Source organism: Weissella sp. MSCH1 (assembly GCF_045799135.1).
Classification (GTDB): Bacteria; Bacillota; Bacilli; order Lactobacillales; family Lactobacillaceae; genus Weissella.
On the sequence record NZ_JBJMBA010000036.1, the window covers coordinates 63531 to 83182 of the forward strand.

Consider the following 19652-nt stretch of genomic DNA (forward strand, 5'->3'; position numbering starts at 1 on the left):
TAGCATATTTTATGCCCCTAATACCTTAACCTCTTACAACGAATTCACTGAATTTTCAGGCCTATTATATGGTTTAATAGTACTAATTGAAATTATTGGAGAAAACATTATGTTCGCACATTTAAATCCTTTAAAATGGCGCACATCTACAAAAGCCCTATGGATTAGTTTTTTACTACCCGTTATTATCATGACGGTCTATTTTGGGTTCCGTGGGATGGCACCATTCGGGTCAAGTTCCATTCTAACTGTTGATTTGGGACAACAATACATTGATTTTTTCGAAAGTTATCGCCATGCCCTCTTTTCTGATCCGCTCAGTATTTTTTATAGTTTTGCGAAAGGGTTAGGTGGTGAGACATATGGTGACTGGGCTTACTACTTGCTAAGTCCAACGAACCTATTATTATTACCATTTTCCAACGTCTATCTGCCCATCGGCATTCTGTTTCTTACTATATTAAAGTACGGTTTAGCCGGTTGGAGTTTCGCGTACGCGTTAAAAAGTATGCGCTGGCAAAACGGCTGGCGACTGCCCCTCTTTAGTGTGACTTACGCCATGATGGGCTGGTTCGTCGCGAATGACCTCAACTTACTTTGGCTAGATGCGGCAATCTTACTGCCTTTAATCATCGCCGGCTTAGAACGGTATATCGAAGGTCGGTCTGCTTGGCGCTTCATCGCGCCATTATTTGCGATTTTCGTGATTAACTACTATATGGCCTACATGATTGGGCTGTTCCTCGTGTTATACATCATCTGGCGTTTATTCTGGCAACCATACCGTTTGTTGGAACGCTGGCATATTTTACGGAAATTTATTTTCGGTAGCATTATCAGCATTGGTTTGTCGACCGTCATTTGGTTACCAACTGCCTACACGTTATTAAATAGCAAAGGGCAGCATATGCTGGATAACTTGAGTTGGAAGTTTGAATACCAAGCTCCTGACTTACTAGGCAAGTTATTCTTAGGGACTTTCAACTTTGACCAAATGCCAAGCGGCCTACCAAACATTTTTGTTGGTAGTCTACCAATTATCATGCTCTGGTTCTTCTTTACCTACCGCTTGATTCGCTGGCAAACTCGTTTGGTCGCTTTCTTCATTACGGCATTCTTAGTCGTCTCAATGATGTACGCCCCTTTGAACTTGATGTGGCATGGCTTCCAGTTCCCAGTTTGGTACCCTTATCGGTTCTCATACGTCTTTAGTTTTTGGGTCATCTGGCTGGCAGCGTCCGTGTGGTCACCGACACTTCGGTTCTCCTGGACCCAACTCGGCAGCCTCTTCATTTTGGCTGTCGCTGCAGTGGTATATCTCTACTACCGCCTAGATAGCCTCAACTTTTTGACCCAAAACCAACTCATCATTGGCGGGAGCTTCTTCCTGTTGCTCCTTGGCTTCCATGCCTTACCAGTCCGCAGTGGCTGGTGGTTACCAATGGTGACGTTATTAGTTGTCGGTGAAATGACAACCAGTACCATCTGGTCTCTCAATAATTTCAGCTACCTGACAAACACAGAGTACACAACCTACATTAAGAACCTCAATCAGATTACGGCAGATTTGCCCAAGTCAGACAAAGACTTCTACCGGGTGGCGCAATCATTCCAGCGAACCAAGGGCGATCCGCTCCAAGCGCACTACAATGGTGCGTCAACATTTAGCTCCGCCCTTGAACATCAACAGAGTGATTTCATGGCGGCCATTGGTCAACCCGAGGGGGATAATTACATCACCTACAACGGCGGTACTTTAGTTTCCGATGCTTTGCTGGGGATGCGCTACTTAATCCAACCAAGTGGTCAAGAACCACACACATCTGGTACGCCAACGAATATGCGCACTTACTCGCGGAGTGATACCAACGGTTATTATCAAATGACCAAGCACACCCAAATGGCGGTGCTGTCAAAGAACCCTTATGCGTTGCCACTCGCATTTGCAGCGAACACAAATGCCCTCAACGTTAAGTTCAAAGATAATGACCCGTTGCGTAATCAAAGCGACCTCTGGAATGCTTTACTTGGTTATGACAATACCCCGATTTTCGAAAGCGCTAATTTTGATAGCTCAGCGGCGACGAACATGACGGCACCAACAACTATTACAGGGGCCTTTCTGAAGAAAGAAAACGCCAATGCCGTTGGTTCGTTAACCGTGACCTATACGCCTAGCACGGATGATCCGTACTATTTGACGATTGGGGATGCATTGAATAATGACAATGTTGAAATTCAGTTAAATGGTAAGGCCCTACCAACCATGCCAAGTCACCGTCACACGATTATCGTGCCACTACCGTCATACCAGAAAGGACAAACGCAAACCATTACGTTTATCCTGAAAAAGAATGATTTGTGGCTGCAAAACGTTTCATTGTACCGGGCCAACACAGATTCCATCCGTGCACAAGCCCAGACGCTACAACACAATGCCTTTAAACCAAACCACGTTAGCCAAACGCGTATCAGTGGTCAAATCACGATTCCGGCTGGTAATGGTCTTATGATGACCACGATCCCAGCCGCCGATGGTTGGACTGCCTATGTTGACGGCAAGGCAACCGATACTGTCACCGTTGGTAAATTCTTTATTGGTTTGGCCTTAAAGCCCGGCGAGCACAGTGTCACCTTTAAATTCACGCCACCTTACTTAAAGATTAGCGCGATTGTTTCACTTGGCTTTGCCCTCTTTATGGCTGGGTTGGGGTGGTCAGAAAGCGAAAAACGACGTCATTCATTGCACCAATTTTAAAAGATGCCGTTGTGAACCTTTACACACGCCAGCCCCCGTGGTATCGTATTTTTTGAACCTACGGGATTACAATTATTTTTTCAAATAAAAAACTGTTAGAAATAGGAGGCCACACACATGGCTGAAGAAAAGACATTCCCAATGACGGTCGAAGGTAAGGCCAAGATTGAGGAAGAATTGAACACATTGATTACGGAGACCCGTGCTGAAATCACTGGTCGTATCCAAATCGCACGTAGCTTTGGTGACTTGTCAGAAAACTCTGAATACCAATCAGCTAAGGATGAGCAAGCTTTCGTTGAAGGTCGCATCAACACGTTGCAAAACATGTTGGACAACGCTGTTATCATCGACTCATCAGAAATCGCTGACGATGAAGTATCAGTTGGTAAGAAGGTAACCTTTAAGGAGTTGCCAGACGAAGAGCCTGAAACTTACGCAATCGTCGGTGCCGTTGAAGCAAACCCACTTGAGGGTAAGATTTCAAACGAATCACCAATCGCCGTTGCCTTGATGGGTAAGAAGGTCGGCGACCAAGTTGAAGTGCCATTGCCAAATGGCGCTTCAATGGACGTTGAAATTATCGCCGTTGATATGGCTTAATTAAATCAATAAATACAAAGAGGCTAGGACAAAATTGTCCTAGCCTCTTTGTATTTATTCAGTTTCAGTTGCTTTTGCAATTACGGCCAACACTTCCTTACCGTAACGTTCAGCCTTAGCATCCCCAATTCCTGGTACAGCCATCAGCTCTGCATTATTGCGCGGTTGCTGCTTGGCTAGCTCGACCAAAGTACGATCATTGAAAATAATAAATGGCGGAATTTCCGTCACCCGGGCCAACTCCAAACGCCAAGTTCGCAACGCTTCAAAGACCGTGCGTTGCGCATCATCCAAATCGTCACGCGTACTTGGTGAGCCTGCCTTTACACGATCATCAATCGACCGAACATCTTGACGACGCTTAACCTGACGCTCTCCCTTCAACACCGACACGCCCTCTGGTGAGACAGTCAAACCAGCATACTGCCCTGTCACGCGCAGGTAACCTTCCGCAATTAGGTAGTCAATCAAGCTCATAATATGCACACGAGCAGTCCCTTGTAGCAGACCAAATGTTGGCAATTGATCTAAATTGGTCCATTGGAACTTGTCTGGTAATTTACCACGTAATGTTTCAGCCGCCAGCGTTTTACCAAAGCCATTCTCGCCACCACGTGACTTTGCCATGCGGACCACGTGACTCAACACCTTTTGGGCGTCCGTCGTGATATCAACCGCATCACGGTTATCCAGGCAATTCGTGCAACGGCCACAATCCAGCGTATCTTCACCAAAGTAACGGGTGATATAGCGCTGCAAACACATTTGTGTCGCCCCGTAGTTCGCCATTTCCTGTAACTTCATCTTCTGCAGGTTTTGGTACTCTGGCGTCTGATTATCACTGTTATCAATAAAGAACCGCTGCGTCTGTAAATCAGCCGCCGCGTACAGCAAGATGGCCTCAGATGGCAACCCATCACGACCCGCACGACCAATTTCTTGATAATAGGCTTCTACTGATCCTGGAATCCCATAGTGAATCACAAAGCGAACATTCGACTTGTTAATTCCCATACCAAAAGCGTTTGTCGCCACAACCACGTCACGTCGATCATAAATAAAATCATCTTGTGCTTGCGATCGCGCTTGGTCAGGCATACCAGCATGGTAACCAACTGCATTAACCCCTGCTGCCGTTAGCGTTTCCGTCAACGCTTCAACAATCTTACGGGTTGGCGCATAAATAATGCCTGATTCACCACGATGTTCACGGATATATTTAGTAATAAAATCTTCCTTGCTCCGCTTATTCAACCCTTTTTCAATGCGGATCGTCAAATTATCACGGACAACACTTGTCCGAACCGTATGTTGAATGTGCAACATTGCTTCCAAGTCGGCTTGTACACGTTCCGTAGCTGTTGCAGTCAATGCCATCACTCGTGGCGCAGACTCCAGATTATTTATTAACCCAACCGCGTTCAGATAACTTGGTCTGAAATCATGCCCCCATTGCGAAAGTACGTGAACCTCATCAATCACGACCAGCGAAATTGGCAAGCGGTTTAGTAAGGCGTACGTCCCCTCACTGCCTAACCGTTCAGGCGCCAAATACAGCAGTTTCGCCTCTTCGTTTAGCAGGCTGTTCATTGCTGCTCGATATTCCTCATCATTTTGGGTTGAATTCAACGTCACGGCAGGCACACCTGCCTCACGCAATTCATCAACCTGATTTTTCATCAAAGATAGCAATGGCGAAATGACCACCGTGATGCCATCCAACATCAGTGCTGGAATTTGGTATGTTAATGACTTACCACCACCAGTTGGCATAATCCCCAACGTACGCTGACCAGCCATTACGGCATCAATAATTTCAGCTTGCCCCTCACGAAACGAGCCATAGCCAAATGTTTGTTGTAGCGTCTCTAATGCTGTCGCCATGCTCTCCTCCTATGTGTGTAAAATACTCTACGCTCCATTATGGACTGCTACCGAAAGTGTGTAAAGCCAAACGAAAAAGCGACCCGAAAGCCGCTTTTCGCATGTGTTTTTAGTTTGATGATGTTGCAGATGAAGTCGTTGTGTTTGATGACTTCTTAGCTGCATTTGATGAATCAGCTGCATTACCAACTGATTCATTAGTTGATTCCAAGTCACCTGACTTACCCAAGTGTTCATCATAATCCTTTGAGTAGAACACCTTACCAGTCTTCAAATTAGCGACGAAGTAAAGGTAACCCTTATCGCGATCCTTAGGATTCAAAACAGCTTGAATTGATTGCAATGATGGGTTGTTAAATGGTCCTGGCCCGTAACCTGAGAACTTGTACAAGTTATAGGGGTTATCTGACTTAACATCTTCATTGCTTAAGTTCGTCTTATCCGTATCAAGTGCGTACTTTGTAGCAATATCTGACTGCAATGGCATCTTAACGTCCAAACGGTTTTCGAAAACACCAGCAATTGTGCGACGGCTATCTTCATCGATTCCTTCACGTTCAACCAACGATGCAAGGGTCAAAACTTGGTGAACCGTCTTGCCTGACTTCTTAATTGCATCAAATTGGCCCTTCAATTGGGTATAGTCTTGGTAAACCATTTGGTTAATCAATTCATTAACGTTCTTAGCATCCTTCCAATTATAAGTTGCTGGGTAAAGGTACCCCTCCAACTTGTAGCGGATTTGCTCCTTTTGATCACTTGTTGTCTCTGAATCAAGCAAACCTGGATAGGCAGCTTGCAAACGCTTGAAGAACGCCTCATCGTTAACAGCCTTCAAGAATTCATCACGCGTGAAGTGCGTCTTAGCTGCCACTTCATTCGCGATATTTGAAATTGTCTCGCCTTCGCGAACCGTAATCGTTTCCTTGTTGTTCAACGGATAAGCTGACCCACCTTGGCGCAATGACTTAACCATTTCTTGCACCGTATCTGATGGGCTAAACAAATAGTAACCAGCCTTCATGTCTGACACGTTGTTCGTCAACACATAATTCATAAAAGCACGTTCAGAGCGCAAAACCTTCGCCTTGTCCAAATCCTTTGCAATCGTAGCTGAGTCAGAACCAGCTTTAATTTGCACCTGCACATCCTTCTTACTCTTAGCATTCAACGCCGAGTAATCTGTCTTATCTTTTTGAATTGTGTAATATTGGTAACCACCGTAACCGGCACCACCCAGTAGCAAAACGGCTACCACACCCAAAGTAATCCAAAGACCTTTGCGTGACTTTTTACCGTTCAATCGACTCAAATCGTCCATTATGCAACTCCTAGTTCTAATTGGGCTTATAAAAAAACCGTTGTTACTGTCTAGTATACCAGCAACAACGACTTTTTGATTACAGTCTTTTTAAGATTAACGGATTTCAGCGTTAAACTTTTCTGCAAGTGCAGCCGTAATACGTGCGACAGCTGCATTAATATCTTCATCAACCAACGTCTTTTCAACATCAACGAACGTCAAAGCGTATGCCAATGACTTCTTATCATCAGCCACGTTTTCACCCGTGTAAACGTCAAACAATTCAACGTCGTGCAACAAAGCACCACCAGCGGCTACGATTGCGGCACGCAAATCGGCTGCGGGTACATCACGGTCAACCAAAATGGCCAAATCGCGGGCAACGGCTGGGAAGCGTGATACCACTTCATAGCCATCCTTTACCTTAGGCAAATCGAAAATGGCGTCAACGTTCAACTCAAAGGCGTAAGTTTCGTTAACCTTGTAAGTCTTGGCAGTCACTGGGTGTACTTGACCAACGAAACCAATCAACGTCTCGCCAACATAAACGTCCGCCGTTCGGCCTGGGTGCATTTCAGTATGTTCAGTCGTTGGTACAAAACGAATGTCATCAGCAAACGCATAGTTAGCCAACAAACGTTCAACAATGCCCTTCAAAGCAAAGAAATCAGCCTTTTGTGGACCGGCAGCCCAAGTACGAGGTAATACGTTACCAGTAATTACACCAGCCACGTGCTCAATTTCTGTTGGCAATACAGAAGCATCCCCATTTGAAACAAAGACACGGCCTTGCTCATACAAAGCCACATCAGCTTGCTTACGAGCAACGTTATAGGCAACATCATCTAGCAAGCCCGTCAACAAGCTACCACGCGTTTGTTGGCGATCTTGTGACATTGGGTAATCCAATTGAATTGGTTGACCATCATGCAACTTGAAGTTATTTGCCTTCTCTGGCGTCGTCAATACGTATGAAATAGCTTGGTTCAAGCCCAAACCTTCAAGATCATGACGTGTCGCACGAATCAACGCTTGCTTTGGCGTCAACTTACCGGGTGTCGTTTCACCAGTTGGCAACGTTGCTGGCAAGTTATCGTAACCGTACAAACGGGCGATTTCTTCGACCAAATCAGCGGCAATCGTAATATCCCAACGACGAGCTGGGACAGTCACGGTGAATTCACCGTCGTTCAACTTATAGTCGAAGAACAAACGGTCAAAGATAGCTGAGATTTCAGCCTCTGTGATCTCAGTTCCCAACACATGGTTCACATGAGCTGTCGTCACCTTCACAACTGGTGCTTCGTAGTCAAAGTCTTGTGCAACCACACGACCTTCAGTTACCTCACCACCAGCAATTTCAGCAATCAAAGCAGCCGCGTGGTCCAATGCCGTGAACGTGTCTTCTACATTCACACCACGTTCGAAACGTGTTGAAGCTTCTGAGTGCAAGTTTTGATCACGAGCAGCGTGACGAATGGCCTTAGGCTCAAAGATAGCCCCTTCCAAAACGATGTTCGTCGTCTTAGCCGTCACTTCAGTTGACTCGCCACCCATGACACCAGCAAACATCAAAGCTTCATCACCAGCTGCGATAACAATATCTTCAGCTGATGCTTCACGTTCAACGCCATCCAACGTCTTAATCTTTTCAGCTGGCTTAGCCGTACGAACCGTGATGTCCTTGCTTGGCAACGTATCCAAGTCAAAGGCGTGCAATGGTTGACCGTACGTCAACAACATCAAGTTCGTCACGTCGACCACGTTAGAAATTGGACGAATACCCATGGTCCACAAACGACGTTGCAACCACAATGGTGAGTCCTTCACTGCAACATTCTTAACAACACGCAAACCATACTTAGGTGCTAATTCAGCTGGTGCTGTGGCTGAAATCAAATCAGCTGTTTTCTCTGACGTTTCCGTCAATTCAAACGTTGGCAATGTTGGTTCTTCTGACAAAATAGCTGCCACTTCCCAAGCTGTCCCGTTCATTGAGAACAAGTCAGCGCGGTTAGGCGTAATGCCTGTTTCAAGCACATCATCATCCATGCCCAAAACATGCAAAGCATTCTCGCCCGGCGTCAAATCAGCAGCGTCAACATCGTTAAACACCCAGATGCCGTCTTCAAAGTCCTTAGGTGACACCTTGTCATCAAAGCCAAGTTCTTGCAAGGCAGCTAGCATACCGTTTGAAACAACGCCACGCAACTTACCCTTCTTAATCTTTTGACCCCCACCAACGATTGAATTGTGCTTGGCCAAAATAACCGTTTGTCCTTCAGCTACGTTTGGTGCACCAGTCACAATTTGGATTGGCTCATCTTCACCCGCATCCACTTGGGTAATCACCATGTGGTCTGAATCTGGGTGTTCTTCAACTGACAATACCTTGGCAATCACAATGTTCTTCATGTTTGCTTGTGGTTGGTATTGTCCTTCAATTTCAACTGTCGTACGTGAAATCTTCTCTGCCAACTCATTTGCTGGCAATTCGATTGGCAAATAATCACGCAACCAATTTACAGAAACCTTCATTTTGTTTGCTTATCCTTTCTGGTCAAATTGCGTCAAGAAACGCACGTCGTTCAAGTAGAAGTTACGGATATCTTCAACCCCATACTTCAACATGGCAAAACGGTCAGGTCCCAAGCCGAAAGCAAAACCACCGTAAACTTCAGGATCAACCCCAGCCATCCGCAAAACGTTAGGGTGCACCATGCCGGCACCAAGCACTTCAATCCATTCGATATCTTCAGGGTTCATGTCGGGCGTTACCGCGTTCCATGACACATCGACTTCAACAGAAGGTTCCGTGAATGGGAAGTATGATGGACGCAAACGAATATCGTGATCTTCACCAAACAAGTTGCGTGCAACTGCCAAAAGCGTTCCCTTCAAATCACCCATCGTGATGTGCTTATCGATCACAAGTCCTTCCATTTGGTGGAATTGGTGTGAGTGTGTTGCGTCATCAGTATCGCGACGGTAAACACGACCAGGTGATACCATCTTCAAAGGTCCGGCATTAAAGTCGTGTGACTCCAACGTACGGGCTTGGACAGGTGACGTTTGCGTACGCATCAAAATTTCTGGCGTGATATAGAACGTGTCTTGCATATCACGAGCTGGGTGATCCTTTGGCAAGTTCATCATCTCAAAGTTGTACTTGTCTTGCTCCACTTCAGGTCCTTCAATGACTTGGTAACCCATGCCAAGGAATTGATCCTCAAGTGACTCGATGATTTGTTGCAACACGTGTGGTTGACCTTGTGCCGTTGCGCGGCCTGGTAACGTCACATCCAATGTTTCAGCTGCCAACTTTTCATTCAAAGCTGCGGCTTCCAAATTCGTTTGACGGGTTGCAATGGCCTCAGTTAGTGCATCACGCACTTCGTTAGCAAGCGCCCCAACAACAGGTCGCTCTTCAGGCGTCAAATCCTTCATGCCGCGTAGCACTTCTGTTAGCGGTCCCTTCTTACCAAGCCAATTAACACGTACTTGGTTCAAAGCCTTCAAGTCCGCAGTTGCCGCGATTTCGCCCAATGCTTGATCGCGCAATTGTGTGAGCTCGTCTTGTAAACTCATGATCTGTCTCCTTAAAATTTAAAATCAAAATAAAAAGTCCCAGCGACAAATAAACATTGTCGCAGGGACGCTCATTAACGTGGTACCACCCTACTTTTAGTAGTCAATGCGACTACCCTCGGACATTCGCTAACGGAAATGAACCGCAACGGCCTTGCAACCGCTGAACTCCTGACTGAAATTCAGTTAGCCTGCTGATGGGTTTTCACCGACTCCCACTCTCTAACACAGCCCACTAACTTACTAGGTCATTCAAAGTTTCTTATATTATTGTACAACATTCTAGGCACTGTGCAAGGGGAAGTCATTCTGTATATAGTGGTGTGTGTCGTCGCGTTGCGACGAAGCGTGGAGGTGCGGGAGTGCCTTCGACAAAGATGACAGCTGGGTAACTCCGCCGGCGCGAGCACCGGCTAGCACCCAAATAATTGTGCTAAGAGTCTGGTTCCCATCGCCTTATCTAACCGGCGGTCGGCCGAACTTGTGAGTTTCCCACCTGTCATCGCTACGCCACTCCCGCACCTCCACGCCAGCAGCCAAGAATTTTTCTAATGATTTGATTTTCATCCACCAACATTCAACGAGTTCACCTATTCATACGTTCGTCCGCAAGTATATGACTATCTCACCTAAATAAGAATATCTCGGCTGCCGACATGGGGCTGGGGGATTTCGGAGCGATTTTCTGTGGGACAGAGAAGCCCGACCCGACCGCTGCCCGTCTATGCACCAAAAACACCAAGTTTCCAGTTTGGTGTATGCGACCGGCAAGGGAGCCACGGGCAGTGCTCGCGGTTGGGCGTGTCCCGCAGAAAATCTTTGCCGGAGAAATCCCCCAGCCCCATGTCTCGACGCAACGCGTCGACCAGACCACAGACAAACAGACAATTAAAAAGCCAGCAAACACATCACTGTGTCTACCGACTTCATTCGCTATGCAATTAGGCGTTCCAGTTGTCTGACCACTCGTGGATAGCAGCCATCATTGGACGCATTGATTCACCGCGCTCCGTCAAAGCGTATTCAATCAATGATGAATCTTCGTATGTACGACGCTCTACAATGCCAGCTGCTTCCAATTCCTTCAAACGCTCAACCAAAACACGGTCTGAGCACTTCGTTACAGCTTGCGCCAAGTCCTTGAAACGTCGTGGACCATCATTCAACAAAACTTCAATGATCAATCCGTTCCACTTACGTCCCAAAATATCGAAAGTTGCGATGAACTTGTCGCACAATGTGTTAGTTAATTCGTGTGATGCTACTGCCATAATTATCTTCTCCTAAATTTGAACAATGTTTTTAAAATTTACGTTTATATTTACATTTAATAAGTAATTTAATCGTACACCTCTTCACAAGATTTTGCACGTCTAAACCCTTGAAAAATGTAAGCAGAATGCGTTGCTCCCCAACAACTCATTCCTCACTTTTGATACTTACATTATACAACTGAATATGTGACCATTATAAGACCAAACCTCGGACGAAATGAACACAAACTATGGCGCGTTTCTTGCAATAGTGAAGAATTTTTGGTTATTTTCTGTCAATGAAATGAAGGCCAGTTAATACTAAAAATACCCTTTGTGATAAATTTCGTTCACAAAGGGTATTTAGATTATCTTGTATTAGTTTGCATGGAACAGTCGTTTTACACGTGCTGATGCCGGTGAAAAGAATTCAGCGATAGCCATATAGTCATCCACTAAATCCAATAAAAGACTTTCACGATAATGTGGTAATGCCGCTGTGGCCCCCCACATATGTTTTAGAATAATGTCCTTTTCCATTGGCGATAGTTGTGTAATTTTCTCCGCATTTCGTAATGAAACACGCGGATGAATGAACGCATGCGTTCCCAATTCAAATTTGGTTGTTCGCCAATCATAAAAGAACAAGTCGTGCAGTATACCAGCACGCGCCAAAGCCGTTGCGTTGAGTCCTAACCGCAACCCCAATTGATAACTGACGTATGACACCGCAATTGAGTGCGTCAAACGATCAGAGTGGTGGTGTTGCGTGTAATTAGCCAACTCTTGAACCTGTGGGTGTGCCAATAAATCTTTAACAATATTTGAATACGCTTTATCACGTTGCCAATCCTGCATAAATGTCCCCCTTTTGCATGATTAACGAACAATCGTTCTAACTTTTAACTTAGCGCGCCTTCAAGGCAAACATTGCAATTCCAGCTGCGACAGCGACGTTCAATGATTCTGCATCTCCAGTCAACGGAATGTACAAATTCTTAGTCGTCATCTTAGCCAAATCAGCGGCCATTCCTTGGCCTTCATTACCCATGATTAGCGCAAATTGTGACTGTGCTGGAATGGTAAACAAGTCAGCAGCTTCTGGATCCAACTGTGTCCCATACACATTGATATCATTTTGAGTAAAGGCTGCGGTCCAATCCTGCAAGTCGCCCGTTGTGAGTGTCATGTGGAATTGTGAACCTTGCATCGCACGCAATGCCTTTGGTGAATATTGATCAACAGAACCATTTCCAAAGACAACCCCGGCGAAACCTGCTGCATCAGCTGTACGAACCATCGTACCGATGTTACCAGGATCTTGAATCGCATCCAAGAATAACCATGCGCCATCGTGAATAAAACGTGGCTCACGGGTTGCTGTTGGCAAAGATACTTCCGCAAAAATACCTTGTGGTGTTACCAAATCAGACAACTTCTTAGCGATGTCCGTCGTAATTTCAAAAACAGGTACGCCAAGTGGCAACGCCTCTTGGTGCTCTGCTAATTGTTCGGGCGTTGCCATAATTGCATGCAACTTACCCTCGTGTTGAATGGCCTCTTGGACCAAGTGCCAGCCGTCCAACAAGTATGTCTTACTTGCTTGGCGACCCTTCTTCGTTTGCAACTTTTGCCATGACTTAACACGGCTGTTTTGTACTGATGTAATAGTTTCCATAGTTCTATTATACGCTGAATTTAAGTAACTTGCCTATGTTATAATTTTTAAGGTATTTTGTAGCTTAGTTGCACTAAGCAAGCTACAATAATTAATTGACGAATTTAAAGCAAAGAGAAAGAAGGATATCATGCCAGTTTTGGATATGAGTGATGAAACTGCGGTCGCACGTTACAACGATTTTGTCCGCAGTTCAAAGTTCGGTCAGGTGACACAAGACCTTGGTTGGGCCCAAGTTAAGAATAACTGGGAGCCTCGATATGCATATGTAGAAAACGAGGCTGGCGATATTGTCGCTGCCCTTTCAATGTTGTTAACTAACACGCCAAGTGGTAAAAAGTTTGCTTACGCTTCTAAGGGGCCTGTCATGGATATGACTGACTTAGATTTGTTTGATCAACTAATTGTAGAAGCTAAGGCAGCTTTGGCAAACGACGATGCCTACCTATTGCGTATTGACCCTGAAATTGCCTTTTCAGAGGAATTGGACGCTGATTTGCACGCACGCGGGTATGAAACGCGTAACCGTAATGTAGCTGATGAAGGTATGCACGCAACTATCCAACCACGGTTGAACATGGTCATCGATTTGACTGCTAAGCCAGATGCGAAGGAAACCCTTGACTTATACCCTTCAAAGACGAAATCAAAGCTAAAGCGTCCATTCCGCGATGGCGTGACGGTACGTTATGCTAACGATCAAGCCGCCCTCGATGCATTCTTTGAGACGTACGGCGATATGGCCGACCGTCACGGTATTTCTCACCGTCCTAAGGAATACTTTGAGCGGATGCAGGCAGCGTTCCCTGGCGACGATATTATGCGTATCTACATTGCGGAACGTGAAGGCGAATTGCTTTCAACTGGTGTTGGATTCAAGTTCGGTGACAAGATCTGGTACATGTATGCTGGTTCAATGGATGGTAACATCTACTACGCCCCTTATGCGGTTCAGACCGAAATGATCCAATGGGCTATGGATAGCAACGTCTCGTTATATGATATGGGTGGTATCGGTGAAGCTTCACCTGAAGATGGTTTGTTCGTCTTCAAGCGCACCTTCGTTAAGGATGACCCCCGCGAATACATCGGTGAAATCGACGTTGTGCTTGATGACGCAACGTACGATGAACTCGTTCGCAAATAAACACCGATAAAAATAGACGCTACCTAATTTTGGTAGCGTCTATTTTATTAGCTTTTTCGTTAAGGAACCCTTATTCAAGTTAGACTTCAAAGATGGTAACCTAATGAAGCAAGATTGGGGGAACCTGTATGTTTATGGATTTGCTAGGTATCACCTTAGACTTAGTTATCGATTTTATTATCACCGGCTTAACTCCAGATGATAAAAACATATCTAAGTAACAAAAAAGCGACTAGAACCGAAATTCTAGTCGCTTATTTTTATCAGTAATTATTACTTGCTAATCTCAATGTCATTGTTCAAGAATGGCAACTTTGAACGCAAGAATGGCGTTACCCAGTGGTCCAAACCGATACGTGCTGAGTTGTAACCACCCATCAAGATGAAGAATTCAATCAAGATAAACGTTGGGTTGATTGAAACTGTACCAGCCAAAACGTATGAGAAGTTCATGATCAATCCGAAGAAGGCCGCTGCCAAAGTCAACGTTCCAAAAATCAATCCTAAACCAACAAGCAACTCACCCCAAGCAACAACGAAGTCAAAGAAGTGCGTGTTCGTTCCGTTGTTCGTAACAGCCTTCAAGAAAGTCGTGTACCATGCGTATGATTGGTCACTTGAAGCATAGTGGATGTTTTCCAATGATACCTTTTGACCAATCAAAGCCATGTTCTTAACCGTTTCCTTAGCAAAGCCAGCTGAAGCGTGGGCATCAGCAACTGGGCTAACAATTGCCTTACGAATCAAACCGATTGCTGTGAAGCCTTCCGTCAACTTTGAGAAACCATCAAGCGCCCATTGGAATCCCAAGTAAACACGGATAACCGTCAAAATCCACATCGCAACCTTGTTGTTACGCAACCATGAAATCATAATAATATCTCCTAAATAATCCTAAATAAAATATGTGAATCAATTAACATATATAACTATAATGTACTTACATAAATTTAGCAATAGAGTATTCACACTTTCTTCACACATGATGTTTCATTCATGAAACAAAAAGCGACAAACGCCTTTATATAGGCGCTTGTCGCTACTTCAAAATTGTGAATTAATGTACAGAAATATATTATTTAACACTTTCTTACAAACATTCCGATAAATCGTCCATTGTGAAAAAAGCACTTTGTTACTTTTAGTCAGGATTTTGCTCAGCAAGCTTCCAGCGCAGGTAAGCATTAATGAACGGATCTAGATCACCATCCATTACGCCTTGTGGATTACCAGACTCATAATTAGTTCGGTGATCCTTTACCATCCGGTATGGTTGGAAGACATATGACCGAATTTGAGACCCCCAACCGTTTTCCAGTTGCTCACCAGCAATTGATGCACGTTCCTTTTCCTTCTTATCCATCTCAAGTTGGTAAAGCTTGGCACGCAACATGGCGTAGGCCGTATCCTTGTTCTGGAATTGTGAACGTTGTTGCTGTGAGGCAACGACAATGCCAGTTGGAATGTGTGTCAAACGAACAGCTGATGACGTCTTGTTAATGTGCTGTCCACCCGCTCCAGATGCACGATAAACGTCCATCTTAACGTCAGCTGGGTTAATGTCGACGTCCACTGAATCATCCAATTCTGGCATCACATCGATTGAAACAAAGGACGTGTGGCGACGACCAGCTGAATCAAACGGTGAGATACGAACAAATCGGTGCACTCCACGCTCTGAGCGCAAGTAACCGTATGCATTGTGCCCGGTAATCATCAAGGTCGCCGAATCAATGCCGGCCACGTCGCCGGGGTGATAATCCATGATTTCAACCTTGAAACCATGGCGTTCTGCCCAACGGGTGTACATTCGTTGCAGGTTAGCACCCCAGTCAGCAGACTCCGTGCCACCTGAACCCGGGTGGATTTCAAGAATCGCGTTGTTCTTGTCATAAGGTTCATTAAGCAGTTGGGCTAAGCGGTAAGATTCCAAGTCAGCGGCTAACTTTTCAAGATCAGCTTCCATTTCGGCTTGCATATCTTCATCCGGCATCTCAGCTAACAGTTCCAGGGCGGTTTCAACATTTTCTACACCGGCCGTCAGATTCAAATAATCATCCCGGCGCCCCTTCAAAATATTATTCGCATCAATCACTTTTTGGGCGGCAACATTATCATTCCAAAAATCGGGTTGTGCCATGTCGTCTTCGTTTGCGGCGATTTCGTCATTCAAAGCATCCAAATCCAATGACTCACCAAATCGCGTAATTTCTTCGCCCATTTCAGCTAATGAACGACGTGCTTCTGAAAGCTCCATTATTTTCTCCTCTTTGATATTAAAAAGGAAAGCCAGCTACCCGACTTTCCCCGTTAAATTCGTGTTTAGGCACGCAAGTTTTGACGAATTTCTGACTTCATGAACAAACGCGTGGCGTCATATTCAATCCCAGCAATCATCTCTTCAAACATGCGGAATCCTTCGTTTTGATATTCAATCAATGGGTTCAATTGACCGTAACCACGCAATTGAATGGCATCACGCAATTGGTTCATGGCATCCATGTGGTCCGTCCATTGGGCATCCACGACACGCAAGATAACAACACGTGTGAATTGCAATAATTGCTCATCGTCAACCAAAGCATCACGCTTTTGATCGTAAACTTCCTTCGCGCGGTTGTACAAATATGACTTAATGTCGTCTTGTGACTTGCCTTGCAAATCAGAAACGTCAATTGAGTCGTCAGGCACAATCACTGCCCCAGCAAAATCTACAATTGACTGCAAGTCCCATTCGTCTTCCTTACCCAAGGCGTGACGTTCAACAACACGGTTAATCGTTCGCTCAACCATTGGCAAGATAACATTGCGCAATGATTCTTCTTCATCGATAACCTGGTTACGGTTGGCATAGAACGTGTTACGTTGTTGTGACATAACATCGTCATACTGCAAGACGTTCTTACGTGAGTCGTAGTTATTACCTTCAACACGCTTTTGCGCTGATTCAACCGAACGTGTAATCAAACGGTTCTTGATAACCGCGTCTTCTTCAGCAAGGTTCATGCGTTCCATCAACGTCTTAATGCGCTCACCACCGAAACGAATCATCAAATCGTCTTCCAATGACAAGAAGAATTGTGAGTATCCCTTGTCTCCTTGACGACCGGCACGTCCACGTAATTGATTATCAATACGACGTGATTCGTGACGCTCAGTTCCGATAACGGCAAGTCCGCCCAAATCCGACACCCCAGGTCCAAGCTTGATGTCAGTTCCACGGCCGGCCATGTTGGTGGCAATCGTCACGGCACCACGTTGACCAGCGTTGGCAACAATTTCAGCTTCTTTGGCGTGGTTCTTCGCGTTCAAAACGTTGTGTGGAATGCCTTCACGGTCAAGCAATTGAGACAACAATTCTGACGTCTCAACCGCAACTGTACCAATCAAGATTGGTTGACCCTTCTCGTGCAATTCCTTAACCAAGCCAACAACCGCGATAAACTTAGAACGCAAGTTAGGGTACAACAAGTCTGGCTCGTCGATACGTTGCACAGGACGGTTCGTTGGAATTTCAACAATTTCCATGTTGTAAATCTCACGGAACTCTTCTGCTTCAGTCTTGGCCGTACCCGTCATACCAGACAACTTCTTGTAACGACGGAACAAGTTTTGGTACGTAATTGATGCCATTGCACGGTTATCTTCTTGAATTTGCACTTGTTCCTTGGCTTCCAAAGCTTGGTGCAAACCATCAGAGAAACGACGTCCCTCTTGAATACGACCAGAGAACGCATCAACCAGGACAACTTCACCATCACGGACAACGTAGTCCTTGTTGTTGAACATTGTGTAGTTGGCACGCAATGATTGATCGATGTGGTGAGTCAAAGCCGTGTTACCAGAATCGTACAAGTTGTCCAAGTTAAAGTAACGCTCTGCCTTCTTGATACCTTCATCTTGTAGCAACACCGTCTTTGATTCTTCGTCGACCGTAAAGTCTTCTTCCTTCGTCAAAGACTTAACAAAACGATCTGCTCGAATGTACAATTGTGTACTCTCTTGGGCAGGTGCACCAGAAATAATCAATGGCGTACGTGCTTCATCAATCAAAATTGAGTCAGTTTCATCGACCAACGCAAAGTTCAATGGACGTTGGACACGGTCTTCCTTGCGGGCAACCATGTTGTCACGCAAGTAATCAAACCCAATTTCTGAGTTAGTCGTATATGTAATATCAGCGTTGTAAGCGGCGCGCTTCTCATCAGGTGACATTTCTGACCCATTGATACCAACCGTCAAACCAAGCCACTTGTACAATTCACCCATTTCCTCACCGTCACGAGCAGACAAGTACTCGTTAACCGTGACAACGTGAACACCTTCTTGTGGCAACGCATTCAAATAAACCGCCATCGTGGCCGTCAAAGTCTTACCTTCACCGGTACGCATTTCGGCAATGTTTCCACCGTGCAAAACGGCAGAACCCATGATTTGCACACGGAATGGGTACAAGCCCAATACACGGCGTGCACCTTCGCGGACAACCGCAAAGGCTTCAGGCAAAATATCGTCCAAAGTCTTGCCGTTTTGCAATAGCTCACGGAAGTATGGCGTCTTTGCTTGTAGTTCTTCATCAGACAGGGCTGCCATTTCATCGGCAAACGTCTCAACTTGATCCGCAGTACGGTTCAAGCGACGCATTGTTCCCTTATCACTTTCAATTATTTTACGTAATGGATTAGCCATATTTACCTATTCCCTCTTGGTCTTCATCGGCTGATACAGCCAATGGTGCTAATAATTATTTTAACACACTCTAGGCCCTGATTGTGTGCGTTCTTTTTGAATCCTGTCGGGTATGACATTGGTCGTCGCGTTGCGACGAAGCACGCGGGTGGGGGATTGGCTTCGACAAAGATGACAGCTGGGAAACTCCGCCGGCGCGAGCACCGGCTAGCACCCAAATAATTGTGCTAAGGGGCTGGTTCCTATCGCCTTATCTAACCGGCGGTCGGCCGAACTTGTGAGTTCCCCACTGTCATCGCTACGCCAATCCCCCACCCACGTGGCAGCAGCCGAGAATTACTCTAATCATTTGATTACCATCCATCAAAACGCAAATGGACAAACTGTTCACACATTTAGCCGATGCTATATGGCTAGCTCACTTAATTCAGAATATCTCATCTGCTACACCAGTCTTGGGTTGAAATGCCGTCAACATACCGCATGGGTGGCACTATTCAGAAAGCCCATACAAGCATTTTTCTGTGTATGACTATCTAAACTAGATTAGAACATCTCGGCTGCTGGCATGGGACTGGGGGAATTCGGCGCGATGACCCATGGGACAAAGAAGCCCGACCCGACCGCTGCCCGTCTATGCGCCAAAACCCCAAGTTTCCAGTTTGGTGCATGCGACCGGCAAGGGAGCCACGGGCAGTGCTCGCGGTTGGGCGTGTCCCGTGGGTCATCTTTGTCAGAGAAATCCCCCA

General features: G+C 45.6%; 13 protein-coding genes and 1 other annotated feature. Of the genes, 3 read left to right on the forward strand and 10 right to left on the reverse strand.

What is annotated here, in order from left to right:
- The first annotated feature begins 109 nt into the window (after positions 1-109).
- Both ACJ28U_RS04580 and greA read left to right on the forward strand, forming a co-directional pair.
- Complete coding sequence (locus tag ACJ28U_RS04580; protein WP_407618544.1) at positions 110-2758, forward strand: YfhO family protein; 2649 nt, start codon at positions 110-112, stop codon at positions 2756-2758.
- A gap of 117 nt (positions 2759-2875) precedes the next feature.
- Positions 2876-3361 carry a transcription elongation factor GreA gene (gene greA / locus ACJ28U_RS04585; RefSeq protein ID WP_099088458.1) on the forward strand — a complete coding sequence of 162 codons (486 nt, stop codon included), beginning with the start codon at positions 2876-2878 and terminating at the stop codon, positions 3359-3361.
- Between the two features lie 54 nt (positions 3362-3415).
- Here the strand turns inward: greA and recQ are convergent, their stop codons facing one another.
- From recQ to ACJ28U_RS04620, 7 genes are all read right to left on the reverse strand, one after another.
- On the reverse strand, positions 3416-5245 hold the full coding sequence (gene recQ, locus ACJ28U_RS04590) for a DNA helicase RecQ (RefSeq protein ID WP_407618545.1): 1830 nt from the start codon (positions 5243-5245) through the stop codon (positions 3416-3418).
- 109 nt (positions 5246-5354) lie between these two features.
- Complete coding sequence (gene mltG, locus ACJ28U_RS04595; protein ID WP_407618546.1) at positions 5355-6566, reverse strand: endolytic transglycosylase MltG; 1212 nt, start codon at positions 6564-6566, stop codon at positions 5355-5357.
- Between the two features lie 96 nt (positions 6567-6662).
- Positions 6663-9086, reverse strand: a complete 2424-nt coding sequence (gene pheT, locus ACJ28U_RS04600; RefSeq protein ID WP_407618547.1) for a phenylalanine--tRNA ligase subunit beta — start codon at positions 9084-9086, stop codon at positions 6663-6665.
- Between the two features lie 9 nt (positions 9087-9095).
- A complete protein-coding gene (gene pheS, locus ACJ28U_RS04605; RefSeq protein WP_043708816.1) occupies positions 9096-10136 on the reverse strand; it encodes a phenylalanine--tRNA ligase subunit alpha in 1041 nt (346 codons plus the stop codon).
- A 60-nt stretch (positions 10137-10196) separates the two neighbouring features.
- Positions 10197-10401: a binding site (T-box leader), on the reverse strand.
- 676 nt (positions 10402-11077) lie between these two features.
- Positions 11078-11407: a helix-turn-helix domain-containing protein gene (locus ACJ28U_RS04610; protein WP_043708815.1), complete on the reverse strand. Its 330-nt coding sequence runs from the start codon at positions 11405-11407 to the stop codon at positions 11078-11080.
- A gap of 360 nt (positions 11408-11767) precedes the next feature.
- Positions 11768-12247, reverse strand: coding sequence for an HD domain-containing protein (locus ACJ28U_RS04615; RefSeq protein ID WP_010372317.1), 480 nt, complete (start codon positions 12245-12247; stop codon positions 11768-11770).
- A gap of 49 nt (positions 12248-12296) precedes the next feature.
- A complete protein-coding gene (locus ACJ28U_RS04620) occupies positions 12297-13067 on the reverse strand; it encodes a TrmH family RNA methyltransferase (RefSeq protein WP_407618548.1) in 771 nt (256 codons plus the stop codon).
- Between the two features lie 130 nt (positions 13068-13197).
- On the opposite strand from ACJ28U_RS04620, the gene ACJ28U_RS04625 reads away from it, so the two are divergent.
- Positions 13198-14214 (forward strand): peptidoglycan bridge formation glycyltransferase FemA/FemB family protein, encoded by a 1017-nt coding sequence (locus tag ACJ28U_RS04625; RefSeq protein WP_099088464.1) that lies wholly within the window; start codon positions 13198-13200, stop codon positions 14212-14214.
- Positions 14215-14487: 273 nt separating this feature from the next.
- Here ACJ28U_RS04625 and ACJ28U_RS04630 read toward each other — a convergent pair whose 3' ends face one another.
- From ACJ28U_RS04630 to secA, 3 genes are all read right to left on the reverse strand, one after another.
- The gene (locus tag ACJ28U_RS04630; RefSeq protein WP_085639330.1) at positions 14488-15087 is read right to left on the reverse strand and encodes a Crp/Fnr family transcriptional regulator; all 600 of its coding nucleotides are present in this window, start codon (positions 15085-15087) and stop codon (positions 14488-14490) included.
- A 268-nt stretch (positions 15088-15355) separates the two neighbouring features.
- Entirely contained in the window at positions 15356-16471 is a 1116-nt protein-coding gene (gene prfB / locus ACJ28U_RS04635; RefSeq protein WP_029237461.1) for a peptide chain release factor 2, read from the reverse strand.
- Positions 16472-16536: 65 nt separating this feature from the next.
- Positions 16537-18903 (reverse strand): preprotein translocase subunit SecA, encoded by a 2367-nt coding sequence (secA, locus tag ACJ28U_RS04640; RefSeq protein WP_099088466.1) that lies wholly within the window; start codon positions 18901-18903, stop codon positions 16537-16539.
- Between the last annotated feature and the right edge of the window lie 749 nt (positions 18904-19652).